The sequence below is a fragment of the Myxococcus faecalis genome (genome assembly GCF_050039385.1).
GTDB classification, from domain to species: Bacteria; Myxococcota; Myxococcia; order Myxococcales; family Myxococcaceae; genus Myxococcus; species Myxococcus fulvus.
The window spans coordinates 9625217-9651537 of the sequence record NZ_CP144336.1 but is presented as its reverse complement, the minus strand read 5'-3'; the positions used below and the strand labels follow the sequence as shown (position 1 = coordinate 9651537).

Sequence of the window (26321 nt, the reverse complement as noted above, 5' to 3'; positions counted from 1 at the left end):
AAGACGTCACGGGACCGGGCTGTCACGTGCGCCCGGCAGCGTTTCATCAAGGGGCGAACCCACCGTGGGAGGGCGCAATGATGGACCCCTTGAACCTGTCGGGCCCGGATTTCCTCGCGCTGTATGTCCTGCTGGCCATGGGCGCCGTGGCGCTCGGACTGCTGCTGCGCTGGATGCTGCGCACACCGGGAGGCGGCCCGGACGTGTTGCCGCAGAAGCTGGACCCGTATGAGCTCGCGATGCTCTCCGGCCCCAAGGCCGTGGCGCACACGGCCCTGGCGAGGCTGCTCCACGACAAGGCCCTGGTCATGGACGGCACGACCCTGACGACGACGGGCAAGCGGTCCGACTTCGCGTCCCCTTTCGAGCGGCTCGTCTACGCCGCGGTCCATGAGTCGAAGAAGAGCAACGCGGAGCTGGTCGCCAGCATCGAGCCCGCGCTGGAGCGGCTCAAGCATCCCCTGCAACAGCGCGGCTGGTTGGTCGACGAAGGACAGGCCACGCGGGCCCGGTGGCTGCCGCTGCTGCCGCTGCTCGGCGTCCTCCTGCTGGGGCTCGCCAAGATCAACGTGGGCCTGGAGCGCGAGAAGCCCGTGTCCTTCCTGGTCTTCCTCTGCTTCGTCACGGCGGTCACCCTCTTCTTCCTCACGAGGCCCGTGTGGACCAGCCGCCGGGGCTCGGCGCTGCTCCACGCGCTGCGCTGGAATCAGCAGCCGCTGAAGACGTCCGTCATGAGCACGGAGAACTCCCAGGTGATGAACAGCCAGGACCTGGGGGTGGCGGTGGCCCTCTTCGGCCTGGGCGCGGTGGCGATGAGCGACTTCGAGCTGATGCGCCGGCACATCGACCCCTCGGGCTCCTCCTTCGGCGGCGTGAGCAGCTCGAGCGGCTGCAGCGGCTCCAGCAGTTGCAGCAGCGGCGGCGACGGAGGCGGCGGTGGTGGTTGCGGCGGCTGCGGTGGAGGTGGCGATTGACGGTGCCCGGTCTTCGGGGAGTCGGCATCGGGTGGCGACGCGAGCTGGCGCTCTTCATCGACCGGCACCCCGGGCTCGGCTTCGTGGAGGTGCTCGCCGAGCACCTCTCGCCGAAGGGCCCCGTCCCCGAGCCGCTCTCACGGCTGCGCGAGCGCGGTGTCCCCGTGGTGCTGCACGCGGTCTCGCTGGGTCTGGGCTCCGCGGAGCCGCCCGACCCGCGGCGGTTGGCGTGGCTGGCGGGACTGGCGGAGCGGCTGGGCGCGGTGTGCGTCAGCGAGCACCTCGCGTTCGTCCGCGCGGGAGGGCTCGAGTCGGGGCACCTGCTGCCGGTGCAGCGCTCCGAGGAGGCGCTGGAGGTGCTGACCGAGAACATCCGGATGGCCGAGGCCGCGCTGCCCGTGCCGCTCGCGCTGGAGAACGTGGCCTCGCTGTTCGAGTGGCCCGACGCGGCCTTCTCGGAAGAGGACCTGCTGCGCGGCGTGCTGGAGCGGACCGGGGCCTCGCTGCTCCTGGACGTGGCCAACCTCCACGCCCACGTGCTGAATCACGGCACGGATGCGGACGCGGTGCTCGCGGCCGTGCCTCGTGAGCGCTTGGCCTACGTCCACGTGGCCGGCGGCGTCCAGCGCGGCGGGCTGTATCACGACACGCATGCGCATCCGCTCCCCCCGGGGCCGCTCACCTTGCTGGAGCGACTGGCCGCGCGACTGGGGCCCGTTCCGGTGATGCTCGAGCGCGATGACCGCTTCCCGCCCGAGGCGGAGCTCACCGCGGAGCTGTCCGCGATGGAGCAGGCGCTCCTGCGCGGCACGGAGCGACATGGCCGAGAGGCCCACCGAAGCACGCCCGAGCGGGGTGTCCCCCGCGGGGTCCATGAGCAGCGGGATACGCGGAGTGCCACGCAGGAGCGCGGCGCCACCGACGCGAATCGGGAGGGCATGGCATGAGCGCCCGTGAGCGACAGGCCCGCGCCCAGGCGGAGCTCGTGCGCGCGCTCGGAGTCGGCGCGCCTGTTCCACCAGGGTTCGACGAGGCCCGCGTGCTCGCGGCCGCGCAGTCCCTGATGAGCAAGCGCCGCCGGGGCGTGGAGCGTGCGTGGCCCTTGCTGGCCTCCGCGCTCGGTCCCGACTTCGCGCCGCGCTTCGAGCAATGGGCCCGGTCCAACCCCATGTCCGTGGAGCCCGACGCGCGCGTGGAGGGACGACGCTTCGCCCAGGCCCTGCGCGACGAGGGCCGACTGCCGGGCTCGCTGTCCAGGGACCTGCTCGACTTCGACGCGAGCTGGCGCGTGACAGCCTCGGGCGAGCTGGTGCGACGCTGGGGACTCGTGCTCATCGCCCGGCGTCACGACACGACGCGGCGGCGCCAGTGGGCCCTGCGACTGCCCGGTGGACGCGTGCTGCGGTGGGCCCCGGAAGAGGCCCCCACGGCCCCACCCGGGGTCGATGTCCCCAGGGGGACATGATTCCGGAGCCCATCTCGACTACCCTTGCGCCCTCACCTGAGCCGAGGGGGCGCATGCTCGTCGTGCCATCCATGTTGGATGCGGTCACCGTTCACGCGGAGGGGGCGCTTTGCACGCGCATCGCCACCCTCCAGCTGGTGGAGGACCGCGTCCCCAATGAAATCCAGCTCAACGGACTTCCCCTCTCGCTGCGAACCGGGACGCTCCGGGCCGCGGTGCGACAGGGCCCGCCCGGCCTCACCATCCGCGCCATCCGGCCCACCTTCGATGTCCAGCTCCCTCCCGAGGTCGACGTCCCCCAGGAGCACCGCGCCCTGGAGGAAGCCCTCTCGCGCGTCTCGGACGTGACGGCACGCCTGGAGGTCACCCGGCGCGAGCTGCAGGCCGTGGGCAAGCTCAAGCCCACCTTCCCGCCGCAGAAGAAGGCCCGCTACACGCCCCACCAGACGCCCCTCGACTCACTGCTGGCGCTCACGTCCTTCGTGGACACGGAGCTGGCCACGCTGAACGCGCGGCTGCTCGACCTGGAGCGGGAGCTGCGCGACGCGGAGAGCGACGTCCGCCTGCGACGTCAGCGCCTGCACGAGGCCTCCTCGTCCGTCCGCGGCGAGCGCGCCCGCGTATACCGCGCCGCGGTGCTCACGCTGTCCGGCAACCCCTGGCCTCGCGAGACGCCCGCGCTCATCGCGCTGGAGTACGCCGTGCCCGGCGCGCTCTGGGTCCCGACCTACGATTTGCGGCTGCCTCGCACGCTGGAGGAAGGCACGCTGCGCATGCGGGCCACCGTCAGCCAGAACACCGGTGAGGACTGGACCGGCGTGAAGCTGTCCGTCTCCACCGCGGCCCTGGACCGCCGGGCCGAGGTTCCCGAGCTCAAGGCGCTGCGCATCGGCCGTCGCCAGCCGCCGCCACCGCGCTCGGGCTGGCGTGAGCCGCCCCCGGGGCTCGACGAGCTGTTCGCGGGCTACGACGCCCGGCGCGCTCCGGCGCCCGCCAAGCCGAGGCCGCCGCCGATGGAGCCACCTCCGCCCCCCGCGCCCGCGCCGTACGTCGCGGACCACGAGAGCACTGACTCGGGAATGGAGAAGCTCCGCAGCGCCCCTGGTGGCGCCCTGCGCTCCGCGCCATCCATGGCGAAGGCCAAGCGCCTCATGGCGGGCTCCGCTCCGTCCGCCCCGCCCCGCCCCGCCGCCGCGCCCCAACGAGAGCTGTCGCGCTCGCGAGGCGGCTTCGCCAGGAACCAGGCGCCCATGGAGGAAGAGGCCCTGGCCGAAGCGCCGGGCGACTCCGACGACATGCCGATGGCCTCGATGGACCTCGCGGACCTCGACGGGGCCATGGGAGGTGGCGGCGCGAGCGTGGACCGCCTCTCCTCGGCGCCGCGCCTGGAGCCCTCCGACAGCCTGCTGGACTACGACCGGCTCACGCTCACTCCCGCCGATGACCTGGAGGGCCGAGGCCGCCTGCGCTCGCGCCCCACCCACGTCACGCGGGAGCTCATCGCCCTGCAGGCCATGCAGATCCAGGTGAACGTCCTCTCGTTCATCGCCGTGAGCGAGCAGCAGGTGGCGAGCCTCCGGCATCTGCCCCTGCCCACGTGGTCCGTGCCGCCGCGCGAGTCGGCGATGCACTTCGACGCGAAGTTCGACCTGGAGTCGCGGGTCGACGTGCCCTCGGACTCGGCCTGGCACACGTTGCCGGTGTTGTCGGTGCCCGTGGGCCTGTCCGCCGAGTACGTCATCGTCCCCTCCGTGGAGCCCAGGGCCTTCCGCACGGTGCGCGTGGAGAACCGGACGCCCTACCCGCTGCTCGCGGGCCCCGTGGACGTCACGCTCGGCGACGAGTTCCTGATGACCTCGCCCCTGCCCACCATGCCTCCGGGAGCCACCCAGCGCCTGGGCCTGGGCGTGGAGGAGTCCATCAAGGTCGCGCGCAACACACGCTTCGACGAGGCCACCGGCGGCATCTTCGGCGGCGCGACGATGCTCACGCACCACGTGTCGGTGGAGCTGGCCAACCGGCTCTCCAACCGCATCCTCGTGGAGGTCTGCGAGCGCGTGCCCGCCGTGCCCACCGGCTACGAGAAGGACATCAAGGTGGACGAGACGGAGACGGCGCCCCCCTGGCAGAAGCGCACGCCGCTTCCGGGCGAGACACCCGTGGAAGGCGAGCGGGCCTGGCGCGTGGTGCTCCAGCCCGGTGAGGCGCAGACCCTGAAGGCGACGTGGACCGTGAAGATTCCCGCCAGCAAGATGCTGGGCGGCGGAAACCGGAGGACCTGATGAGCACGCCCCTCACCCTGCCGGTGGTCAAGGTCACCGTCCTGGAAGATCGCGCGCTCGTCGAGCGTCGCGGCGAAGTCCCCCTGGTCCCCGGAGCGCAGCGGCTGGTCATCGCCGGCCTGTCGCCGCTGGCGGTGGACCGCTCGCTCCAGGCGAAGCTCTCCGGAGGCACCGTGTCCCAGGCCCGCGTGCGCCGCGTGACGCGCGCCCAGCCTCCGGAGGCGCTGCGCGAGCACGCCACGGAGCTGAGCCGCCGCGTCGCGGACCTGGAGCGACTGGAGCGTCAGGCCCGCGCGGACCGGGAGCGGCTGAACACGCGCCACGGCCTGCTCACCGCGGCCCACGCGGACGTGTACCGCGCCATCTCCGAGCAGTCCGGCGGAGGCGTCGCGCAGCCCGACACGTGGAAGCAGCAGCTCGACAGCGTGCGCGAGGCGCTGGAGGCCGTGGACTCGGCCCGGCGGCTGGCGGCCGTGGAGGAGCAGCGCCTGCAACAGCAGCTCGCGCAGGCCCGCGGCGCGCTGTCGAACACGCAGAAGTCCGAGACGAAGCTGGACGTGCACGCCGAGCTCGAGGTGGGCCACCCAGCGGGCGGCACGGCGCTGCTGTCCATCACCTACCTGGTGCCCTGCGCGGCGTGGCGCCCCGCGTACCGCGCGACGCTGGAGCCGGCCCAGGGCACCCAGGGCCCGACGGTGCGGCTGGAGTGCGAGGCCGTGGTGTGGCAGCGCACCGAGGAGGAGTGGAAGGACGTGGAGCTGGCGCTGTCCACGGCGCGTCCCACGCTGGGCGCGGCGCCGCCCCGGCTGGAGTCGGACTGGCTCTTCCTGCGCGACAAGACGGAGCGCGAGAAGCAGGTGGTGGACGTCTCGGTGCGCGAGGAGGTCATCCAGAACACGGGCGAGGGCGCCGGTGCCCGACGCGACGAGGGCCTTCCAGGCATGGATGACGGCGGCGAGGCGCTGTCCCTCACCGCGCCCCACCGCGCCAACATCCCCGCGGACGGAGAGCCGCACCGCATCCCCCTGTTCCACTTCACCGCGCCCGCGGCATCGGAGCTGGTGGTGTGCCCGGAGCTGTCGCCGCTGGTGCACCGCGTGGCGAGGTTCGACAACGTGGGCCCGTCCGTGTTGCTCGCGGGGCCGGTGGACCTGGTGCGGACCAGCGGCTACGTGGGGCGCTCGCAGCTGCGCTTCACGGGCAAGGGCGAGCGCGTGCGCCTGGGCTTCGGCAGCGAGGACTCGCTGCGCGTCGCCCGACTGACGGACATCCAGGAGGAGACGAGCCGGCTGTCGGGGCGCAAGCAGAAGACGCACCACGTGAAGATGTTCCTCTCCAACATGAGCGCCCAGCCCGCGGCGGTGGCGCTGGAGGAGCGCATCCCCGTCTCGGAGGTGGAGTCGGTGGAGGTGACGCTCCAGAAGGACACCACCCGCCCGGCGCCCACGAAGGTGAGCGCGGAGGGCATCGCCCGCTTCGAGCTGACGGCGCCGCCGCGCTCTCAGCAGGAGTTGACGTTGGTCTACACGGTGAGCAGCGCCGCGAAGGTGGCGGGGCTCTAGAGGTCCATCATGCGCACGTCCCTGTATGGACTCGGGTTGCTCATGGCGTGGGGGCCGGTGTCCCCGGCCTTCGCCGACACGCCGCCTCCTCCTCCGGAGCCCGAGCAGGAGCGGCGCATCCCCCAGGTCGCCGTGGACGTGGGCGGCGGCTGGGGGCGGATGCAGCACCCGACCACGGACATCCCCGGGCTGAGGAACGAGGTGCGCACCGTGGGCGCCCGGGCCAACGCGGTGCGACTGGCCGGAGGAATCCACTTCAACATGGTGCGCGGCTCCGGTCGGACGGACTGGTGGTGGACCAATGGCGTGGACTGGTACCTGCTGGGTGACGACGTCCAGGTCCTGGCGCTGCGGCCGGGCCTGGAGAAGCGCTTGTCGATCACGGACTCGCTGAGCCTGGGCGTGAGCCTGTTCGGCGCCGCGTCGGAGGTGTCGCTCGCCACCGGCCGCATCTCCGCGAACATCCCGGGGACGGGCGGCGGAGATCCGGTCATCGACGGCCGGTACTTCCAGGCGCGCTCGCGCAAGTGGATCTTCGGCGGAGGCGCGGGCGCGGCGCTGCAGTACCAGCTCAACCGCTGGTTCCACACGCGGATGCAGGTCGGCTACACGCAGTTCGTGTCGCAGGCGAAGAACTTCCAGGTGAGCCCGGTGAAGGGCCCGGACAGCTTCTCCGTCTCGCTCAGCGGCCCGTGGGCCGCGGCCTACGTGGGCGTGGGGCTGTGACTCCGTCCCGTGTCCGTCAGTGCTGGACGACGGACACGTAGGCGCCGTAGCGCGTCTGGATTTCGGAGACGTACTTCACGGGCTCCGAGCCCCGGCAGTAACCGTGTCGCGCGCGGCGGTAGTGCTTGGGCTTCTCCAGGAGGAGCATGGCCTTCTCCACGTTGCCGAACCAGCGGTTGGGGTCCAGGCCCTGCTCCTGCGCGAGCCGGCGCGCGTCCAGCACGTGGCCCAGACCCGCGTTGTAGGAGGCCAGGGCGAAGCGCAGGCGCTGCTTGAAGGGAATCTCCGGGGCGATGCGGCCGAGGAGCTGGTGCATGTACTTCACGCCCGCGTGGATGCCCTGCTCAGGGTCTTCGAGCTTGCGGAAGCCCAGCTCGCGGCCCGTGGCGGGCATGACCTGGAAGAGGCCCTGCGCGCCCACCCAGCTGCGCGCCGTGGGGTCGAAGCGGCTCTCCTGGAACATCTGCGCAACCATCAGCCGCCAGTCCATGCCGTAGCGCGAGGAGTACGAGCGCACCAGCAGGTCATAGGGGGAGATGGTGCCCGCGGCCACGGCCGCCTCGGTGGTCGCGGGGGCCTCGGCGCGGCGGCCCTCGAAGTAGCGGCGGCGGGCCAGGTTGTACTCGGTGCCGCGGTAGGTCTTCTGCACGAAGCCGTCGAGGAAGGCGCGCAGCTTCACGCTCCCAGGGCGCACGGCGAAGGCGATGCCGTGGTGTCCGTCCTTGCCCGCGGGCGCGCCCTGCCCCGGTACCGTCAAAGCGGCCTCCACGTCCTCGCGATAGACGCGCTCGGCGGCGAGGATGTGGCTGTCCGTGACGGTGAAGGGAATCTCGCCGCGCGCCACGCGGTCGATGAGCGTCTCGGTGTCCTGGTCCTCGGGCTCCTCGACGACAGTGAACCCGTGCTGGGTCGCGAGGGTGCTCAGATTGGAGAAGTGGCTGGACGTGCGACGCACGTGGATGGACTGGCCCTTCAGGTCCGCGAGGGACGCGGGACGCGGCGAGCCGACCCGCTGCACGAGGACCTCCTCCACGAAGAGATACGGGCGACTGAAGGCGACCTCGCGCTGGCGCTCGGGTGTGACGGTGAGCGCGGCGGCGATGACGTCGCCCCGGCCTTCCTTGAGCCACGTGAGCAGCTCCTCGTACGTGTCCGGAACGACGACCTCCAGGCGCACCTTGAGCGCGTCCGCGGCGAGCTTCGCCATCTGGTAGTCGAAGCCCGCCTGTTCGCCGCGGTGGAGGAAGTACGTGACGGGGCTGTTGCGCGTGAGGACGCGGAGCACGCCGCGCTTGCGGATGCCGTCGAGGTCTCCGGTGAAGCGCTGCTCGCGGTGGTCGGTGAGGGCGCGCTCGACGAGGAAGGCGTCCAGCGCGGTGCGCAGCAGGGGGTTCTCCAGCCGCACGGCCCAGGCGAGGGCGCGCTTCTCCGCGACGGGGAAGAGCGCCTCGACGTCCGGGTTGTAGGTCTGGATGGCCGCGAGCAGGTGGCTGTCGACCACGGTGAGGGGCAGCTCGCCGCGAGAGACCTTCCACACGAGCTCCTCGGAGTCGAGGCTCTCGGGCTCGGGATGGACGGTGAGGCCCGGGGCCTGGGCTTTCGCGAGCGCGGCGAGGGACGTGGCGAAGGTGGAGCTGGCGCGCACGTGCACGGCGCGGCCCGCGAGGTCCTGGGGCTTGCGCGGCAGGTCCGTGGCGCCCTTCTTGCCGACGAGCACCTCGTTGACCAGGGCAATGGGGCGGGTGAAGGACAGCTCGCGGGAGCGCTCCGGGGTGACGGTGAGGTCGGCGGCGATGATGTCCCCGCGTCCCTCTTTCAGCAGGGGGATGAGCTGGTCGAAGCGCTCCACGGCGATGAGCTCGACGGACACGCCGTGCTTCTCGGCGAAGCGCTCCAGCAGCTCGCGGTCCTGCGAGCGGGGCGTGCCCTGGCGAGGCAGGGAGCTCTCATCGGTGGTCTCCACGAGGATGCGCAGGACGCCGCGCTTGCGCAGGGCCGGGAGGTCACCGGTGAACGGGGGCTCGGGAGGCTTCGCGGGCTCGGCGTCGGGCGGCGCGGCTTCGGCGACGAGCGGCAGGGGTGTCTCGGGGAACGGCAGGTCTTCGGGCTCCGTGATGACGGGCGCGGCCACGGGCGCCGGCGGGGGCGCGGGAGGCTCCTGCTTGCAGGCGACGACACACACGAGCAGCGCGGCGACGAACCAACGAGACGACTCCATGGGTGCTTCCCCCTCCTCGGAGCCATGTCCGGATGCGTGGACACGCTCCCCTCGCCTCCCCTCTACCCGAGGTGACGGGTGAACGCACGTGGGCCCAGCGAAGACGCACACGGAGGGTTCCCGGACCTGGGACGGCGACCCACCCGGAGTACGGACGCGGGCCGGTGTACCGTGGAGGGCGACATGAAGACGAAGAGCTCGCCGCCCGTGGCCCTGTTGCGAGGACGCAAGACGCTCCCGCTCATCGAGACGTACTTCGAGCTGAACCACTTGAAGCAGCTCTTCCGGCAAGGCTGGCTGCGGGTGGGGATTCCAGCCGAGCGCTGCGAGAGCGTGGCCGAGCACTCGCTCTTCGTGGCGCTGCTGTGCCTGTTCATCGCGGACAGCCACTTCCCGGAGGCGGACGCGGGTCGAGCGGTGCGCATCGCGCTGCTGCATGACCTGGGTGAGGCGTACGTGGGAGACCTGACGCCGCACGACGGCGTGGGGCGTGAGGACAAGCACGCGCTGGAGCGGCGGGCCATGGAGCAGCTCGTGGGCAAGCTGCCGCGCGGCGCGGAGTACCTGGCGCTCTGGGATGAGTACGAGCAGGGCACGTCGTTCGAGGCGCGGCTCGTGCGGCAGGTGGACCGACTGGAGATGGGGCTGCAGGCCTGCGTCTACGAGCACCAGGGCGCGGGAGACCTGTCCGAATTCTTCGCGTCGGTGGAGAAGGTGCTGGAGGCGCCCGAGCTGCGCGCGGTGCTCGCGGAGCTGGCGGCACTGCGGCCGGACTGACGCGGCAACCCGAATGGATGCCCCGTCCTCACCACCCTCGCGACTCCGTGGATCTCGGGCGGGACACCTCCTCGTCGGGCGAGGTAAGCACGGCGGGAGCTGAAGTGGACCTGCGCGCTGGCTCAACGGTCTCGCGGAAGGGCTGTGGACGCTCGGCGACGGACTCGCGAGGCAGCGGACCCGATACAGCCGCGAGGAGAAGTCGAGACGGGCTCCAGGCGAAGCCGGGCGCTCAACCGAACCAGCGGCCCGACTCGGGCGCGAAGATGCGGACGCGCTCCGCGAGGGTGGGCGGCAACCGCTCACGAACGAGGGCGTGCACCTCCTGCGGCCCGAGCGCCTGGCTGAAGTGCATGAGCACGAGGGCCTCGTTGCGGAAGCGGTCAGCCTGGGCGAGGAGTTCGTCGAGGTGGAGGTGCGCGCGATCTCGCGCGTCCTGCACGGAGCGCTTCGGGTCGACGAAGGTGCACTCGATGACGAGCACGCGCGAGTCGAACAAGGTCGGCTCGGTCTCCAGGATGCGCGAGAGCGTGTCCGTCGCGTACGCGAGCTCCAGGTGGTCCACCTGCGTGAAGAGGTCCTCACCGGCCTTGCGGCGCTGGGCGATCTCCTGAGGCGGCAGCGCGAGGAACTCGGGGCGGAGCTTCGTCGCGCGGCGGAAGAACTGATAGCCGAGCGAAGGCACGGGGTGATGCGTGCGGAAGGCGCGCACGTGGAGCCCCTGCCCCAGGGGCTGCGCATCTCCGTGCCGCATGGGGACGGTGGTCACCTCCATCGACGTGTGATGGAGCCGGGAGAGGACCTGGAGGGCCTCGTGGACGGGCGCCTCGATTTCGGCGGGGATGAAGAGCTGCGGAGCGCCCTTCCCCATCAACCGGCGGATGCCGAGCAGCGCCCCGAGCGCGCTGGCGTGGTCCGGGTGCGCATGGCTGAGGAAGATGCGATCGCACCCGGCGAACGAGCGGATGGGGATGCCGACGTCGAGCACCACGTCGAGCTCGGGCACCTGGAGGGAGGTGTAGACACCGCCGACGGAGATGCCTCGGACGGTATAGGGACCTGCCTGGACCTCGGTGATCATCGCCGTCGCTTATCGCGCGACTCGTGTCACGTCGCAACCCGGGGCACGGCAGGCCCCGGGCATGACGCGAGTGCTCAGGTGTCGAAGCGGAAGGTCGTCTCGACGCACGAGGCGCGCTGGCCGAAGCGCTGACAGAACGCGGTGAGCGCCGCGTAGGGAGTGGTGTCCAGCACCTCGCGGAACGACAGGTGCATCACGAGGCAATAGAGGGAGACCTCGAGGAAGCTCACGCTTCGCTCCGAGGGGAGCTCGGCGAGCGCGGCGTCCACGTTCTGCTCCAGCCACGCCATCATGTTGAGCAGGCTCGTGCGCAGCTTGTCGTGGTGAGCCCCGGACTGGGCCCCGCCCCCCACCTTGGACATGACGATCGTCACCTCCGTGGCCATGGTCTGGAGGACCAGCTCCTGCATGTTGGCGGACAGGGACTCGGTCAGGTCCTCGGGCCACAGCACGCGTGCCTTGTGGGTGGAGTGGCGCCGCAGCTCGCGACAGACATTGAGCGTACCGAACCACGAGCCTCGGGCCGTGCGCAGCACGGGAATCTTGAGCGCGGGATTGCCGCCGTAATCCTGGAGATTGGGCGACATGATGTCGCGCAGGATGTGGAAGTCGTAGGCGACGCCCAGCTCCGCCGCGAAGATGCGCGCGATGCGGGTGAAGTGAGAACTCGAGCGGCCAATCAGGATGGGCCGGGTGAGGTCTTCGTTCGCGACAGTCATCGGTGTACCCCCGTCAGGGTTTGACGGAGGTCACCGTAGGCGCTCCCCTCCCCGGGTACAACGCGAGGAGGGCTCGACTTCGCGCTGTACCGCTGGGGGACTGTCGAAGCTGTGCTCCTCAGGCCGAGGACGCGTCGGTGTCGGAGGCAATCCGGAGCGCGGACCGCACCTCGGCGGTGGAGCGCCCGGCCCAGTGGCGACGATGGTTCTCCCCCGTCGTGAAGCTGCGAGTGGCCATCCGGTCGACGTAGAGCGTACCGTCGAGGTGGTCCAGCTCGTGCTGGAGGATGCGGGCGTACCAGCCCGAGGCGCGAATCGTCACGGGGCGGCCCTGCTCGTCCAGCGCCTCCACGCGTACGCCACGTGCTCGGGCCACGAGCGCCGCGAAGCCCGTCACGCTGAGGCAGCCCTCGTGGAACTCGGCGGGGGTCGCGTCCTCCACCGTCAGCTTCGGGTTGATGAGCACATGGAAGGGCACCGGCTGCCGCTCGCGCGCCGCGAGGTCCGCGGGTGCCACGCCGGCCTGGTACTCCGCGCGGTCCTCGATGACGACCAGCCGAAGGCCCACGCCGACCTGGGGCGCCGCGAGCCCCACGCCCGGGGCGTCTCGCATCGTGTCGCGCATCAACACGATGAGCCGCTGAATCTCCGGACTGCCAATCTCCTCGGGCGTCAGGTCTCGCGCCTGTTGACGAAGTACCGGCTCTCCCGCCTGGACGATCTTGAGCACCATGCGACGAGCGTAGCAGGCGAACTGGAGTCCCCTGCCGCCGAAAAACGGCGGCCCGCGATTCGTCTGTCAGGCCACGCTGTTCGCCCCCCATTGGCCTGGCTTGTGAGCAGAGGTTAGGCTGCGGTCCCATGGCTCGTCGCAAGAAGGCCGATGAGATCGCCGCGCGTGTCCGCAACCTGATTGCGATGGACGCGGCTGGAATCATGCGCCGGTTGGAAGCAAGGCGCGACGAGATGTTCGCGCTCTTCTCGCGTTTGCGCAGCCGGGAGCCGCTACTGGAGACCATCGCCTCGCGGTACGCGGAGGGGGCCTTCGAGCAGCTCATCCACCTGCCCGAGCAGGAGCAGGCGGTGGTGGACCGGTACTACACGCACCTGGACGAGCTGCGCTGGTACTTCACGTACACCGAGGACATGCCGGGCACGGCGCAGGTGAACTTCATCAAGCTGCACAAGCGGCTGGAGGAGTCCTACCGGGTGCTCGTGGTGACGCTCGGGCCGCCGGTCTCCGCCGATGGTGCGCGGGTGGTGGATGCGGAGGTCCTGCGCCGTGAGGACAACGGTGGCACGGCGGAGAAGACGCTGACGCGGGCCATGCCGCCCCGCCAGCGTCGCGCGTCGCCGAGCTGAGCTGGAGTCACGCCACGTGAGCCTGGAGTGACTCGGGGGCGACCGGAGCGGTCTCCGCGCTCTCGCGCGGGGTGAGCTTGCGCATGGAGCGCTTGCCCACGACGACGTCCACCATCTTCCGGACGCGGGTCCAGACGCTCTCCTGGACGTAGGGGATGCCGTACTTCTGGCAGAGCGCGAGGACCTTGGGCTGGGCCTCGCGGTACTTGAGCATCGGCAGGTCGGGCCAGATGTGGTGTTCGATCTGGTAGTTCAGCCAGAGGTGGGCGAAGTCATTGAGGTCTCCGCCGGTGCGGTAGTTCGCGCTGCCGATGACCTGCTGGACGTAGCGCTCGCCCTTGTTCGCAGGGGACGTGTCGAAGCGGTACAGGTCCTCGCCGGTGTGGTTGGGGCCGACGACGAGGAACGTGTGGACGCTGGTGAGCACGTCCGCCATCAGCGAGTTGCAGAACGCGCTGAACGCCGCCCAGGGACCGATGATGAGGAACAGGGCCGGGAAGAGGACGAACTGGACGGCGGCGTACGGGAGGTAGCAGCGCAGCAGCAGTTCCTTCCACTCGGCGCCGGAGAGCGAGCCACCATCGCGACGGCCCTTGCGGCGCAGGGCGCTGAGCGTCTCGGGGGCGTAGTACGAGGCGCGCCAGGTGAGGGCCAGGAGGGTGAGCTGGACGTAGCGCAGGAACAGTGGCCGGGCCGGGTTGCGCAGCGTGCCCTCCGCGTTGCGCTCGAGGAGATCGGGGTCCGACTCCTCACCGGTGTACGAGTGGTGGAGGACGTTGTGCTCGAACACCCAGGCATCCGGGAGCATCCAGTCGAGCCAATCGAGATAGCGACGTGCGCCCTTGGCGAAGCCCTTGCCGGTACGGGACGCGGGGAGCCCGGGGACGCGGTCATAGCCGCGGTGTCCCACGTGATGCATGAGGAGCCAGCGCGTCGAGCGGCCCACACTGAGCGCGGCGGCGCTGAACGGGTTCGGGGCGATCCAGCAGGTGGCGATGCCCAGCAGCGTGCCGATGCGGCCCCAGCGCTCGATCTTGCGGAGATGCTTCGCATCCGCTTCGCCCAGATTGGCGTCGAGCTCCGCGCGCAGTGCCTTCAGGTCCCGGTGGAAGCCCTCCACGTCCACGGAGGCGATGTTGAAGGCGGGGGGCAGAGACGACGACATGCGTGAAGCTCCTCGGGGGAGGATGTAGGTCCAGGGGCGGAAGCAGCGCGTCAAGGGTAGCCGCCCAAGCGTGGGACGGGAAGCGCTTCCGTCCGGCGACGAAGGCAGAGCACACCGCGAGCGAACCCAATGCCAGATGCAATACCACCACGGTAGTAGGGTCAAAGCGTGACACAGGGTCTGCCTTGACCTTGCTCAAACAGCCGATACCGAGAGGTGTTTGAGTGATTCGCGCCATGCGTTAGCGTGTAAGGGATGCGGCGGTGCGCCGTGCACGAAGTGGGGGAACGACATGGGCCTTGGCGAAGATTTGCGACTGCTGTCCGAGCAGGTTCGTAAGCGGCAGGCGTTCATCAAGGGGGAGGAGGCCACGAAGCAGGCTCTCATCCTCCCGTTCATCCAAGCGCTGGGTTACGACATCTACGATCCCACGGAGACGCAGCCGGAGTACGTCGCGGACTTCGCCAAGAAGCGCGGCGGCGTCATGGAGAAGGTGGACTATGCGCTGCACCTGAAGGGGCAACCCGCGCTCTTCATCGAGTGCAAGGCCGCGGACGCAACTCCCGAGGACCACGACGGACAACTGGCGCGCTATTTCAACGCCACGCCGTCCGTGCGCATCGGCGTCGTGACAAATGGAACGCGCTACCGGTTCTTCACCGACCTCCAGTCCTCCAACATGATGGATGCGACTCCGTTCATGGAGTTCAACGTCCTCAACTTCACCGATCGGGATGTCGACCTGCTTCGCCCCTTCACGAAGGAGTTCTTCGATGCGACGTCCATCCAGGGACACGCAGAGGAGATCATCTTCGTCGGCAAGGTCACGGCGCTCATCAACGAGCTGCTGCGCAACCCCTCCGAGAGCTTCGTTCGGTTCCTGCTGGCGGAGGTCGAGCTGGTTTCCGGGCGCGTCACACGCAACGTGGTCGAGCGCTTCGTCCCCATCGTGAAGAAGTCCATCCAGACCACGCTCCTGGACATGATGACGAAGTCGATCCAGCAGGAGATCGCCCAGCCCAACGCCCCCAGTGCCGCCGCGCCGAGTCCCGCGGAGGCGCTGCAGCGAACGGCAGAGGTCGCGGATGGGCCAGTGGTGCCACAGATCGAGACCACGGAGCTCGAACTGGAGATCTTCCGAATCGTCCAGAAGCAGTGCGCCGAATCCGCGCTCAGGCAGTCCATCAGTTACAAGGACTCGACCACCTACTTCGGCATCAACCTGGGCAAGGTGACGTCCTGGTTCATCCGGGCCTTCACCAACGGGAAGAAGAAATCGCTCGTCACCCGGCTACCCGCGGAACAGGCGGCGATGCTCGCCCCAGGGTTCGAGGTGGAGGCGGCGCCGGACGGCATCGGTAGGAGCCGCATCTACTTCAACGCGTCTGGCGACATCGAGAAGCTCCGGACGCTGGTGCTCGTCGCCTACGAGGAGGAAGCCAGGAGGCAGAGCAGCGGTAACGCCGATGGTGGCTCCTCCGAGAACGCGACGTCAGTTTGACCTACTCAGGAACCCGCCCCACTCATGCCCGTTGAAGCCCTTGAACGACTCGCGTCACCCAACTCCCTGCTCAACTCGCTGAGCAACAGCGACAAGAAGATTGCCTTTCTTGTGGGTTCTCCGTTGTCGATGCCGGACACACCCGGATCCCCCGGTGTCCCAGGCACCGCGGAGATGGTCAGGCGCGCCAGGGCGGCAGCAGGCGCGAAGGCAGAGGCCGAGTTCGATGCCACTCTTGCGACGGCGGACAGCACACGGCAGTACCAACTCGCGATGCAGCTCCTTCGGAGCTGGAGCAATCAGGAGGCGGTCAATCGGGTCATTCGCGAAGCCGTGTTGCAAGCCAGGCTGACTGCATCCTCCGCCGAGACCGCTGACGTCCAGCGCTTCGACGAAGACCACCACGGTTGGTACCTGCCTGCCGCGACGCGAGATCTCGGAAAGCTGGTCGTATCGTTCCCCGAGCGATTCGGTCCCATCCTGACGACCAATTTCGACCCCCTCATCTCCGTTGCCATTCGGCAAGCGGGGGGCCGGGTGTCGCAGGTCATTCTTCACGCAGACGGACGACTGGATGCCGTGCGGCCCGAGCGGGGCGACCATCGCGTCGTCCATCTGCATGGGTACTGGACCCGCTCGGATACGCTTCACACCCCGATACAGTTGACCCAGGAACGCCCGAATCTTGACGCATCACTCCAGTCACTTCTGCGTGAGTACATCCTGGTGGTGGTTGGCTACGGCGGATGGGACGATATCGTCACGCAGGCCCTGGCGAAGTGTGGCCATGACACTCACGCCAATGTGGACATCGTCTGGGCCTTCTATGAGTCGGATAGTGCCCTGGTCCACTTTCGATACAAGTCTCTCATCTCGAGCATTGGCTCCATTTCCGGACGCGGCCGGTTCCGCATGTACGGAGGCATCAACTGTCACACGATGTTCAAGGACCTCCATAGGGAAATTGAACGTCTGGCAACACCTACGTCCATTGCTCCGCCCCCCTCCGTGCCCAAGGAGGTCCTCGTTCCGGTCGCAGCCCCACCTCGCCCGAGTCCGGCCGACGTCGTGAAGGCCGTGCCTCCAGCGCCCCCTGCGACCACCGCCGGGCGAGTCGATCCACCCGTGGCTCCGACAGCGAGCCTCCCCCCGACGAAAGTCGAACCTTCAAGAACGCGCTTCGGGCCACGACTGCTGGTCCCTCTGCTACTGGTCGCAGTGGGATTCCTGTACCTGCGCGAGTCCGAGTCGACGCCCCACCGCCCCGAGCCCACCACGCCCTCTCCAGAGCGCGGAAGGTCCCAGCGCCAGCGGGAGTCGAGAGGGAGCAACCCCGACCTGCCGATCGTTCCAGTCGCGCAGCAGCCCGCACCACCGCGAGCCGTTCCCATCAGCGGCCTTGTCGGTGCTTCAACGCACCCCTCCACCATCGAGGGGCTCCGCAGCAAGAACCAGGTCAGTCTCATCCCTCGAAGCAACAGACCTCAACGTGCGAACGACATGCCCGAGGGTTCCTACGGTTTCGCGCCAACAGAGACGGTCTATCAGTTGAGAGCAGCCACCGTCGTCGCCACCCCTACGGGCGAATCCTTCGAATTCCACCGCCTTCGAAACGACACCTTCACCCTGGTCGGCTACGTCCAGCCTGCGAGCCGAACGGCCTTCGACCAAGGGCGAGCCATGAACCTCGTGCTCGCTCCGCGTCCTGACTCGGAACGACAGCAGCTCCTCGGTGTCCCCTTTCAGCGGATTTCCTCCTTGGGGCTGCGTTCGGACGGAGGAAGCAGAGTCCTCCTGGTGTCGCTGAGCGAAGCACCTCGCTGACTTTCACATCCGAGGCGCAGCCCACCGCGCCTCGTTGAATCCTTCACGTCGCATCACCTGAAAAGCTCATGCACAAATCCCTGTTTCTGGCTGTACTCGCCGTTGTGTTGATGGGAGCGGATGAAGGTGGCTGCGGAGATACCTCCGAGCCGCTACCGCCCCCGCTGGTGGAATGCACCCCGGAGTCGTGTTCGGGCTGCTGCCAGGGAACCACCTGTATCGCGGGGAACACGACGAACGCCTGTGGGAACAGCGGCCTCTACTGTTCCGCGTGCGTGGGTTTGAACTCCTGCAATGTCGAGCGACGAGAGTGCGTGCTGGATGTCTCCTCCTTGGTGGCCATCCAGCCCTCTCAGGCCACCATCTCCGCGCAGGATCCCAACGACAACCTTGACTGGGACGTCGATGGCTCGGCGCCGGATGTGGTCGTCGAGCTGCGGTGCCCGACTTCCGTCGCTGGCGAGCCGCTGGTGACGCGGACACCCGAGATCTCCAGCTGGACGCCCCAGTGGAGCACGGGTGGCTGCTCCACCTCCGCGGAGGTGCTGCTCGCCCAGCCCATCGAGTTCAAGGTCCTCGATATCGACACGCTCCTCGACGACGAGATTGGAACCATCAAGCACCAGCTCACCCAGGATGAGCTCAAGGCAGGCACTGTCTCCCTCTCCCTGCCGCCGGCAATCACCTCGCTGACGGTGACGCTGTCTCGGGCTCGGTAACCATTCAACCGAGGCATTCCTCCCCCGGAAGCACCACGGCCCCGCTCCCAACTCAGGGGAACGGGGCCGCGATTCATCTCAGGACCGAGCGCCCTGAACCCTACCGGCGAGCCTTGCCCGGCACCGTGCTCGTAACGCCCAGGTACTCCTGCAGCGGCTTGACCTCCAGGTCCGCCCGCTTGAGCGACTCCAGCGCGCCCACCGCCATGCGCGCCGCCTGCACCGTCGTGTAGTACGGCACCGAGTGCATCAACGACTCACGGCGAATGGAGAAGCTGTCCGCAATCTCCTGCTTGCCGAAGGTGGTGTTGATGACCAGCACGATCTCCCCGTCGACGATCTTGTCGACGATGTTCGGCCGGCCCTCCTTCACCTTCTGCACCACCTGCGCCTCGATGCCCTTCGTCGCCAGGTACTTGTGCGTCCCCGCCGTCACGATGAGCGTGAACCCCATCGCCCGCAGACGCCGCGCCAGGTCCACCACCGCCGGCTTGTCGTCGTCCTTCACGGAGATGAACACCTTGCCGCTCTTCGGCAGCTTCACCCCCGCCGCCAGCTGGCTCTTGGCGAAGGCCGACGCGTAGTCCTGCGCCAGCCCCATCACCTCGCCCGTCGACTTCATCTCGGGCCCGAGGATGACGTCCACCCCCGCGAAGCGCGCGAACGGGAACACGCTCTCCTTCACCGCGACGTGGTTCATCTGGGGCTCCTGCGTCGCCCCCAGCTCCGCCAGCGTCTTGCCCACCATGCACAGCGCGGCGATCTTCGCCATCGCCACACCCGTGGCCTTCGAGATGAACGGCACCGTGCGGCTCGCACGCGGGTTCACCTCCAGGATGTAGATGGTCTTCCCCTGGATGGCGAACTGCACGTTCATCAGCCCCACCACCCCCAGCTCCTGCGCCAGCGCAATCGCCTGGTCCTTCATCCGCTCCACCAGGTCCGGCGACAGCGAGTGCGGAGGCAGCGTCGCCGCCGCGTCACCCGAGTGCACCCCGGCCTCCTGGATGTGCTCCAGCACCCCGCCAATCATCACCGCGCCCGTCCGGTCCGCCACCAGGTCCAGGTCCACCTCGATGGCGTCCTTCAGGAACCGGTCGATGAGCACCGGGTGCTCCGGCGACGCGCTCACCGCCTCGCGCATGTACCGCTCCAGGCTGGCCGCGTCGTACACCGTCTCCATCGCCCGCCCACCCAGCACGTACGAGGGACGCACCATCACCGGGTAGCCGATGCGCTCGGCCACCTTGAACGCCTCCGCGTGGCTGCGCGCCACCCCGTTCTCCGGCTGCGTCAGCCCCAGCTTCTCGATGAGCGCGCTGAACCGCTCGCGGTCCTCCGCCCGGTCAATCGCGTCCGGCGGCGTCCCGAGAATCGGCAGGCCCGCCTTCTCCAGCGGCACCGAGATGCGCAGCGGCGTCTGCCCACCGAACTGGACAATCGCCCCCACCGGCTTCTCGCGCTGCGACACCTCGAGCACGTCTTCAATCGTCAGCGGCTCGAAGTACAGCCGGTCCGACGTGTCGTAGTCCGTCGACACCGTCTCCGGGTTGCAGTTGACCATCACCGTCTCGTACCCGGCCTCGCGCAGCGCGAAGGCCGCGTGCACGCACGCGTAGTCGAACTCGATGCCCTGACCAATGCGGATGGGACCGCTGCCCAGGATGAGCACCTTCTGCCGGTCCGTCGGAGGCGCCTCGTCCTCCTCCTCGTACGTCGAGTACAGGTACGGCGTGAACGCCTCGAACTCCGCCGCGCACGTGTCCACCCGCTTGAACACCGGACGGATGTTGCGCGAGTGCCGGTGCGCCCGCACCTCCTCCTCCGGGTAGCCGAGCAGCTTGCCCAGGTACTTGTCGGAGAAGCCGTGCGCCTTCGCCTGCCGCAGCACCTCGTCCGGCAGCTGATCCAACCGGCCGTACTCCTGGATGGACTGCGCCTCGCGCACCAGCATCTCGATGTAGCGCAGGAACCACGGGTCGATGGCGGACAGCTGGTGCACGTCCGCCACCGTCAGGCCCTCGCGGAAGGCCTGGGCCACGAACCACGGCCGCTCGGGGCGCGGGATGCGCAGGGCCTCGCGCAGCACCTTCTCGCGCTCCTCCTTCTCCTGCGGCAGCTCGGGCGGCTCCAGCCCCACGCGCCCCAGCTCCATCGAGCGCAGCGCCTTCATGTACGCCTCGGGGAAGGTCCGGCCGATGGCCATCACCTCGCCCACCGAGCGCATGCTCGTGGTCAGCGTCCGGTCCGCGTGCGGGAACTTCTCGAAGTTGAAGCGCGGCACCTTCACCACCACGTAGTCCAGCGTCGGCTCGAACGAGGCCGGCGTGTCGCGGGTGATGTCGTTGCGCAGCTCGTCCAGCGTGTAGCCCAGCGCCAGCTTCGCGGCGATCTTCGCGATGGGATACCCCGTCGCCTTCGACGCCAGCGCGCTGGAGCGCGACACGCGCGGGTTCATCTCGATGACCACCATCCGGCCATCCTTCGGGTGGATGCCGAACTGGATGTTGCTGCCACCCGTGTCGACGCCAATCTCCCGGATGATGGCCAAGGACGCCTGACGCATCCGCTGGTACTCGCGGTCCGTCAGCGTCTGCGCGGGCGCCACCGTAATCGAGTCACCCGTGTGCACCCCCATGGGGTCCAGGTTCTCGATGGAGCAGACGATGATGACGTTGTCCGCCGTGTCGCGGACCACCTCCAGCTCGTACTCCTTCCACCCCAGCACGCTCTCCTCGACGAGGATGGTGGACGTGGGCGAGGCCTTCAGGCCCGAGCGGCAGATGGTCTCGAACTCCTCGCGGTTGTACGCGATGCCGCCGCCGGTGCCGCCGAGCGTGAAGGAGGGCCGGATGATGGCCGGGAAGCCGATCTCCTCCACCAGCGCCATGGCCTGGTCGAGCGTCGTCGCGTAGCCGCTCTTGGGCAGCGCCACGCCGATCTTCTGCATCGCCGCCTTGAAGAGCTGCCGGTCCTCGGCCTTGTTGATGGCCTCCAGCGACGCGCCAATCAGTCGCACCCCGTACTTCTCCAGGATGCCCTGCTCGGCGAGCGCCTTGGCCAGGTTGAGGGCCGTCTGGCCACCCATCGTCGGCAGCAGCGAGTCCGGCCGCTCGGCGGCGAGGATGCGCTCCGCCGCGTCGACGGTGATGGGCTCGATATAGGTGCGAAAGGCGAATTCGGGGTCCGTCATCACCGTGGCGGGGTTGCTGTTGAGCAGCACCACCTCCACGCCTTCATCCCGGAGAGCCTTGATGGCTTGAGTACCGGAGTAGTCGAACTCGACGGCCTGCCCGATGACAATCGGGCCCGAGCCAATCACCAGAACCTTGCGGATATCGGTACGCTTGGGCATCGGGGCGCCCCCATACCAACCTCTGCCCCGGCATGCACGGATGTTATGTGGCCGTGTCCTGCCGGCCGCCCAGCCGCCCGGTGCGCCGGGTCCACACCCGGCACGCGCCAGGGCGCCCCGCTCTGCTACGCTCCGCCCCTTCTCGGAGGTCGCATGCGTCGCTGGTCCCTGGCCCTCATCCTCTCCCTCACCTCGCCCGCGCTCGCCCTGGCGCAGGAGACGCCCGAGCCCACCGCCGCGCCCCCCGCCCCCCAGGAGCCCGCCGCCCAGGCCCCCGCCGCCTCGCCTCCCGTGAAGGCCGAGCCGCCCCCCGCCCCCGTCCCCAAGCCGGCCGAAGCCGCCGCCCCGGAGAAGCCCGCCGCCGCCGCGGAGAAGCCCGCCGCCGCCCCAGAGAAGCCCGCCGCCGCCGCGCCAGAGAAGCCCGCCGCGGACGCGAAGCCTCCGCCGCCCAGGCGCGCCGAGCCCGTCGCCCCCGCGCCCGCACAGAAGCCCACCACGGCGCCCCCGACGGCCGCCACGCCTGTGCCGGCCATGCCCACGAACCTCCAGGCGGGGCTCGACACGGCGCCCCCTCCGCCCACCTCCGCGGAGGAGCTCAAGCGGCAGGACATCCAGACGAGCGCGCGCGTGCTCTTCCAGTTCCTGCTCACCGGCGACGTGCGCAGCACCGCCAACGAGCTGTTCTACCCGTTCCAGCTCGAGGACAAGCGCTACGCCACGCCCGAGGAGCTCGTCGCCGCGTGGGTGAAGCAGCTGCGCGTGAAGCGCACGGACCTCATCTCGCTCTACGACGTGGAGGTGCTCACGCTCGAGGCGATGGAGAAGAAGTACGGCAAGGCCCCCGCCCGGCTGGGCCTGGACCTGCGCAACACGAAGGACATCTGGGTGGCCGTGGGCAACCTCTCCGGCCGCGCCGCGGTGCTCGTCTATCGCCCCTATGGCGAGGAGCACCGCGCCTTCGCCTACACGGACTGAGCCCGTTCGCTCCGGCGTCGCGCTCGGGCGACACCGGAGCGCTCTAGGGACTTCAGCGCAGCGCCTGGACCAGCTCGCCCAGCCGCTTCAGCCCCTTGCCGAGCACCTGGCGCGAGGTCGCGAAGCTCATGCGGATGTAGCCCTCGGCGCCGAACGGATCTCCCGGCACCGCGGCGACGCGGAAGTCGTCCAGCAGGATTTCGGAGAGCTGCACCGAGCCCGCCACGGCCTTGCCCTTGTAGGGCCGCCCGTAGAGGCCGCGCACGTCCGCGAGCGCGTAGAAGGCGCCCTCGGGCATCCGGCAGCGCACGCCGTCGAGCGCGTTGAGGCCGCCCACGAAGAAGTCCCGGCGCTCCTGGTACTCCTTCACCATGGCCGTGATGGTGTCCGGCGGGCCCTTGAGCGCCGCCAGCGCCGCCTTCTGGCCGATGGACGAGGTGTTGGACGTGGACTGGTCCTGCACCAGCTGCATCGCGGACAGCACGGGCCGGGGCCCCGCCGCGTAGCCCAGGCGCCAGCCCGTCATGGAGTACGCCTTGCTCATGCCGTTGACGACGACCAGCCGGGGCACCAGGTCCGGGGCCACGTCGCTGAGGCCCAGCCGCTCGCCCGTGTAGAGGAGCTTCTCGTAGATGTCGTCGGTGACGATGAGGCAGTCGTGGCCGCGCACGGCGTCGGCGATGCCCTCCAGCGCGGCGCGCGAGTACACCGCACCGGTGGGGTTGCCCGGGCTGTTGATGATGATGGCGCGCGTGCGCGGGGTGAGCACCCGGCGGATGGCGTCCGGGTCCGGCGCGAAGCCGTCCTCCTCGCGCGTGTTGACGATGACGGGCGTCGCGCCGGCCAGCCGCACCATGTCCGGGTAGCTGACCCAGTAGGGCGCGAAGATGATGACCTCGTCACCCTCGTCCAGCACCGCCTGGCAGAAGTTGTAGAGCGCCTGCTTGCCGCCGGAGGTGACGAGCACCTGCTCAGGGGTGAAGCGCAGCCCGTTGTCGCGCTCCAGCTTGTTGCAGATGGCCTCACGCAGCTCGGGGATGCCCGCGGTGGCGGTGTATTTGGTGAAGCCCGCGTTGATGGCGTCGACCGCGGCCTGCTTGATGTAGTCGGGCGTGTCGAAGTCGGGCTCGCCCGCCGCCAGGACCACGATGTCCACGCCTTGGGCCGCGAGCGCCTTGGCGCGGAAATTGAGAGCGAGCGTCGGGGAGGGCTTGATGGCCTGGAGCCGGCGGGCAAGTTTCATGGCCCGGATGCGTAGCGCGCCAGGGCCGGCCCGACAAGGGCTGTCGGGCCGCTACGTCTTCCGCGCGAATTTCGCCTGCAGCCCCGCGTGGACATTGGGCGGGACCAGCCCCGTGACGTCCCCTCCGAACGAGGCGACTTCACGCACGAGCTGGGAGGAGATGTAGAAGTAGTCCTCACCTGTCATCATGAAGACCGTCTCGACGGTGGGCGCCAGCTTGCGGTTCATGTTCGCGAGCTGGAACTCGTATTCGAAGTCCGACACCGCGCGCAGCCCGCGGACGATGACGTTCACCCCGCGGCGCTTGACGTAGTCGACCAGCAGACCATGGAAGGCGTCCACCTCCACACGGTCGTCCTTCACGGCGTCGCGGATGAGGTCGCGGCGCTCGTCCTCGGTGAACAGGGGGGTCTTCTTGGGGTTCACCGCGATGGCGACGATGACTTTGTCGAACATCTTCAGGCTGCGCTGGATGAGGCTCAGGTGCCCGTTGGTGAGCGGATCGAACGAACCTGGGTAGATGGCGACAGGCATGCGACGGGGAGTCTCGGACGGGGCCGAGGGCCGGTCAAGGAATGCTCACGGCGCCCGGTAGAAGCTGACCAGGGTGTCCCCGAAGCGGCGCTGGTCCTCCCGGGTGAGCCCGGCGTGCGACTCGGGGGCCTCCTCGCGCTTGTCGTGCTCGACGACGAGCATCCCGCCGGGCGCGAGCACCTTCGCCGCCATGACGGCCTCCAGCACCGTCTCCACCACGCGCGCCGCGTAGGGCGGGTCCGCGAAGATGAGCTCGAAGCGGTCGCCCCGGCGGCCCAGGGTGTCGAGCCCCCGCGCCACGGGCTGGGAGAGCAGCTCCACCTGGGCCGAGAAGCCGAGCGCCTGGGTGTTCTGCTTGCACAGGGCCTGGGCCTCGCGGTCCTGGTCGACGAGGACCACGGCGCCCGCGCCGCGGGACAGGGCCTCGAGGCCCAGGGCGCCGGTGCCGGCGTAGAGGTCGAGGACGCGCTGGCCGTCGAGGAACTGGCCGAGGACGTTGAAGACGGTCTCCCGCACACGGTCCGCGGTGGGGCGGATGTGTTGCGACGTGGGCTTGGGGCCGGCCAGCGCCCTGCCCTTCGCGGAGCCTGAGACGATTCGCATGGGGCCTTCTACACCGCGCGGGGGCTACTCGCCCTGGTTCTGCGCGAGGAAGCGCATGACGGAGTGGCCCGTGCCGGCGGCGCCCAGGGCGGCGAGGACCTCGGCGGCTTCGGCGAAGGACAGGGCCTCGAGCCGCTCGCGGGCCTGGGGGTCGAGGGGCGGCAGGGAGTCCTCGACGACGCTCAGGAGCTCTCCGGCGGCGACGCCCGAGGCGGTGGATTTGGATTCGAGGCTCTCGCGGACCTCGGGGGGCCAGGAGGTCAGCGCGAGCCGCTCGAAGGGGCCCACGCAGTCGACCTTCTTCGCGCCCGCGGCGACGTAGGTGGGGAGCATGCGGGGGAAGCCCTCGCGGACGTCGCCGACGCAGACGGAGGCGTTGTAGTCCGTGGCCAGGTCGACGATGGAGCGCAGCGTGCCCACGTCGGGTTCGGCGCCGCCGAGGTCACGTTCGGAGACGCGGACGAAGCGGAGGGGGACCTTCCACTGGGACAGTCCCTCGAGGAGGGTGCGGTAGGCGTCGATGAGGCCGCCCGAGGCGGGCGTCGGAGCGCTGAGTTCGAGGGCGAGTTCGCGCTCCGTCACGGGGCCGACGAGGGCGTTCACGGCCTCCACGGCGGCGTAGGAGTCCAGGCGGGACAGGTCGAGGGAGACCAGGGTGAAGCCCGCGTCGACGACGCGGAAGAGGCCCTCTCGCAGGGGGGCGAGGGAGTCCTCGTCGGAGCCGGTGACGCGGATGGGACCGGCCTGGAGGAACAGGGGGCGCGCGTGCTCGGCCTCGGCGGCGGCCTCGTGGACGGCCGCGATGAAGCGCTCGGCGGCGCCACGGTCGGCGGTGGGGTGCGGACAGGCGAGTCCGAGAACGGCGTCCTCGGAGCGCGCGGCGCGGAGCAGGCCCGGCAGAGCGGCGTTCGACTGGACGGGGAGACAGGCCAGGGCCACCGGGAGACGCTCGAGGGCGCGCAGCGGTTCACGCGGGTTGAGCAGCGGCACGCGCGAGCTCGCGCCTACCCGGGCCACCGTGTTGCCGGGCCGCAATGACAGCACCTTGTCGAGCACACTCATGGGGCGCGGAGAATCGTCCGCCTGTGGGCCCGATGGCAAGGCGAAGCTGAGGAAAGCGTCGGTTGGCGTACTGGTTCGGGCACTATACACCTTGCAATTGCGAACCCATCCTATCTCCGAGACGACTGGGTTGACCATGCGCCCCTGTGTATTCTTACCAGGCCCATCAGCCAG

At 69.5% G+C, this 26321-nt stretch carries 22 protein-coding genes; 12 read left to right on the top strand and 10 right to left on the bottom strand.

The window, feature by feature from the left end:
* Positions 1-77: 77 nt before the first annotated feature.
* From VZQ01_RS38870 to VZQ01_RS38845, 6 genes are read left to right on the top strand one after another with little or no spacing between them, the layout of a single operon-like run.
* Entirely contained in the window at positions 78-974 is an 897-nt protein-coding gene (locus tag VZQ01_RS38870; protein ID WP_223783695.1) for a TIGR04222 domain-containing membrane protein, read from the top strand.
* Between the two features lie 2 nt (positions 975-976).
* The gene (locus VZQ01_RS38865) at positions 977-1921 is read left to right on the top strand and encodes an MbnB/TglH/ChrH family RiPP precursor modification enzyme (protein WP_426749024.1); all 945 of its coding nucleotides are present in this window, start codon (positions 977-979) and stop codon (positions 1919-1921) included.
* Entirely contained in the window at positions 1918-2439 is a 522-nt protein-coding gene (locus VZQ01_RS38860; protein ID WP_426746151.1) for an SCO6045 C-terminal-like domain-containing protein, read from the top strand. Before VZQ01_RS38865 ends, VZQ01_RS38860 begins: the two co-directional genes overlap by 4 nt.
* Positions 2440-2492: 53 nt before the next feature.
* Positions 2493-4721 carry a DUF4139 domain-containing protein gene (locus VZQ01_RS38855; RefSeq protein ID WP_426746150.1) on the top strand — a complete coding sequence of 743 codons (2229 nt, stop codon included), beginning with the start codon at positions 2493-2495 and terminating at the stop codon, positions 4719-4721.
* Positions 4721-6283 carry a DUF4139 domain-containing protein gene (locus tag VZQ01_RS38850; protein WP_426746149.1) on the top strand — a complete coding sequence of 521 codons (1563 nt, stop codon included), beginning with the start codon at positions 4721-4723 and terminating at the stop codon, positions 6281-6283. The genes VZQ01_RS38855 and VZQ01_RS38850 overlap by 1 nt, the downstream gene beginning before the upstream one ends.
* Before the next feature lie 9 nt (positions 6284-6292).
* Positions 6293-7009, top strand: a complete 717-nt coding sequence (locus VZQ01_RS38845) for a hypothetical protein (RefSeq protein ID WP_426746148.1) — start codon at positions 6293-6295, stop codon at positions 7007-7009.
* Between the two features lie 16 nt (positions 7010-7025).
* Here VZQ01_RS38845 and VZQ01_RS38840 read toward each other — a convergent pair whose 3' ends face one another.
* Positions 7026-9227, bottom strand: a complete 2202-nt coding sequence (locus tag VZQ01_RS38840; protein ID WP_426746147.1) for an MltF family protein — start codon at positions 9225-9227, stop codon at positions 7026-7028.
* 183 nt (positions 9228-9410) lie between these two features.
* On the opposite strand from VZQ01_RS38840, the gene VZQ01_RS38835 reads away from it, so the two are divergent.
* Positions 9411-10004, top strand: coding sequence for an HD domain-containing protein (locus VZQ01_RS38835; protein ID WP_426746146.1), 594 nt, complete (start codon positions 9411-9413; stop codon positions 10002-10004).
* Positions 10005-10236: 232 nt separating this feature from the next.
* On the opposite strand, the gene VZQ01_RS38830 is transcribed toward VZQ01_RS38835, so the two are convergent.
* From VZQ01_RS38830 to def, 3 genes are all read right to left on the bottom strand, one after another.
* Positions 10237-11085 (bottom strand): MBL fold metallo-hydrolase, encoded by an 849-nt coding sequence (locus tag VZQ01_RS38830; RefSeq protein ID WP_267700705.1) that lies wholly within the window; start codon positions 11083-11085, stop codon positions 10237-10239.
* 74 nt (positions 11086-11159) lie between these two features.
* Positions 11160-11804: a glutathione S-transferase family protein gene (locus VZQ01_RS38825; protein ID WP_223747337.1), complete on the bottom strand. Its 645-nt coding sequence runs from the start codon at positions 11802-11804 to the stop codon at positions 11160-11162.
* A 118-nt stretch (positions 11805-11922) separates the two neighbouring features.
* Positions 11923-12537 carry a peptide deformylase gene (gene def, locus VZQ01_RS38820; protein ID WP_223747336.1) on the bottom strand — a complete coding sequence of 205 codons (615 nt, stop codon included), beginning with the start codon at positions 12535-12537 and terminating at the stop codon, positions 11923-11925.
* A gap of 128 nt (positions 12538-12665) precedes the next feature.
* Here def and VZQ01_RS38815 point away from each other — a divergent pair, with 128 nt between their 5' ends.
* Entirely contained in the window at positions 12666-13166 is a 501-nt protein-coding gene (locus VZQ01_RS38815) for a hypothetical protein (protein WP_141323456.1), read from the top strand.
* 7 nt (positions 13167-13173) lie between these two features.
* On the opposite strand, the gene VZQ01_RS38810 is transcribed toward VZQ01_RS38815, so the two are convergent.
* Positions 13174-14331: a fatty acid desaturase family protein gene (locus tag VZQ01_RS38810; protein ID WP_223747335.1), complete on the bottom strand. Its 1158-nt coding sequence runs from the start codon at positions 14329-14331 to the stop codon at positions 13174-13176.
* A gap of 292 nt (positions 14332-14623) precedes the next feature.
* Here VZQ01_RS38810 and VZQ01_RS38805 point away from each other — a divergent pair, with 292 nt between their 5' ends.
* From VZQ01_RS38805 to VZQ01_RS38795, 3 genes are all read left to right on the top strand, one after another.
* Positions 14624-15832 carry a type I restriction endonuclease gene (locus tag VZQ01_RS38805; RefSeq protein ID WP_426746145.1) on the top strand — a complete coding sequence of 403 codons (1209 nt, stop codon included), beginning with the start codon at positions 14624-14626 and terminating at the stop codon, positions 15830-15832.
* Between the two features lie 24 nt (positions 15833-15856).
* Positions 15857-17656, top strand: a complete 1800-nt coding sequence (locus VZQ01_RS38800; protein ID WP_223747333.1) for an SIR2 family protein — start codon at positions 15857-15859, stop codon at positions 17654-17656.
* Between the two features lie 314 nt (positions 17657-17970).
* Positions 17971-18375 carry a hypothetical protein gene (locus VZQ01_RS38795; protein ID WP_141323460.1) on the top strand — a complete coding sequence of 135 codons (405 nt, stop codon included), beginning with the start codon at positions 17971-17973 and terminating at the stop codon, positions 18373-18375.
* 100 nt (positions 18376-18475) lie between these two features.
* Here the strand turns inward: VZQ01_RS38795 and carB are convergent, their stop codons facing one another.
* Positions 18476-21730, bottom strand: a complete 3255-nt coding sequence (gene carB / locus VZQ01_RS38790; RefSeq protein WP_141323461.1) for a carbamoyl-phosphate synthase large subunit — start codon at positions 21728-21730, stop codon at positions 18476-18478.
* A gap of 153 nt (positions 21731-21883) precedes the next feature.
* Between carB and VZQ01_RS38785 the strand changes: the two genes are divergently transcribed.
* Positions 21884-22705 carry a hypothetical protein gene (locus tag VZQ01_RS38785; RefSeq protein ID WP_426746144.1) on the top strand — a complete coding sequence of 274 codons (822 nt, stop codon included), beginning with the start codon at positions 21884-21886 and terminating at the stop codon, positions 22703-22705.
* Between the two features lie 52 nt (positions 22706-22757).
* On the opposite strand, the gene VZQ01_RS38780 is transcribed toward VZQ01_RS38785, so the two are convergent.
* Genes VZQ01_RS38780 through VZQ01_RS38765 form a run of 4 tightly spaced genes read right to left on the bottom strand, consistent with a single transcriptional unit; the run spans position 22758 to position 26147 of the window.
* A complete protein-coding gene (locus VZQ01_RS38780; RefSeq protein WP_426746143.1) occupies positions 22758-23948 on the bottom strand; it encodes a pyridoxal phosphate-dependent aminotransferase in 1191 nt (396 codons plus the stop codon).
* Positions 23949-23999: 51 nt separating this feature from the next.
* Positions 24000-24482: a pantetheine-phosphate adenylyltransferase gene (coaD, locus tag VZQ01_RS38775; protein ID WP_046714191.1), complete on the bottom strand. Its 483-nt coding sequence runs from the start codon at positions 24480-24482 to the stop codon at positions 24000-24002.
* Between the two features lie 45 nt (positions 24483-24527).
* On the bottom strand, positions 24528-25085 hold the full coding sequence (rsmD, locus tag VZQ01_RS38770) for a 16S rRNA (guanine(966)-N(2))-methyltransferase RsmD (RefSeq protein ID WP_223747330.1): 558 nt from the start codon (positions 25083-25085) through the stop codon (positions 24528-24530).
* Between the two features lie 24 nt (positions 25086-25109).
* Positions 25110-26147, bottom strand: coding sequence for a hypothetical protein (locus tag VZQ01_RS38765; RefSeq protein ID WP_426746141.1), 1038 nt, complete (start codon positions 26145-26147; stop codon positions 25110-25112).
* Positions 26148-26321 lie beyond the last annotated feature (174 nt).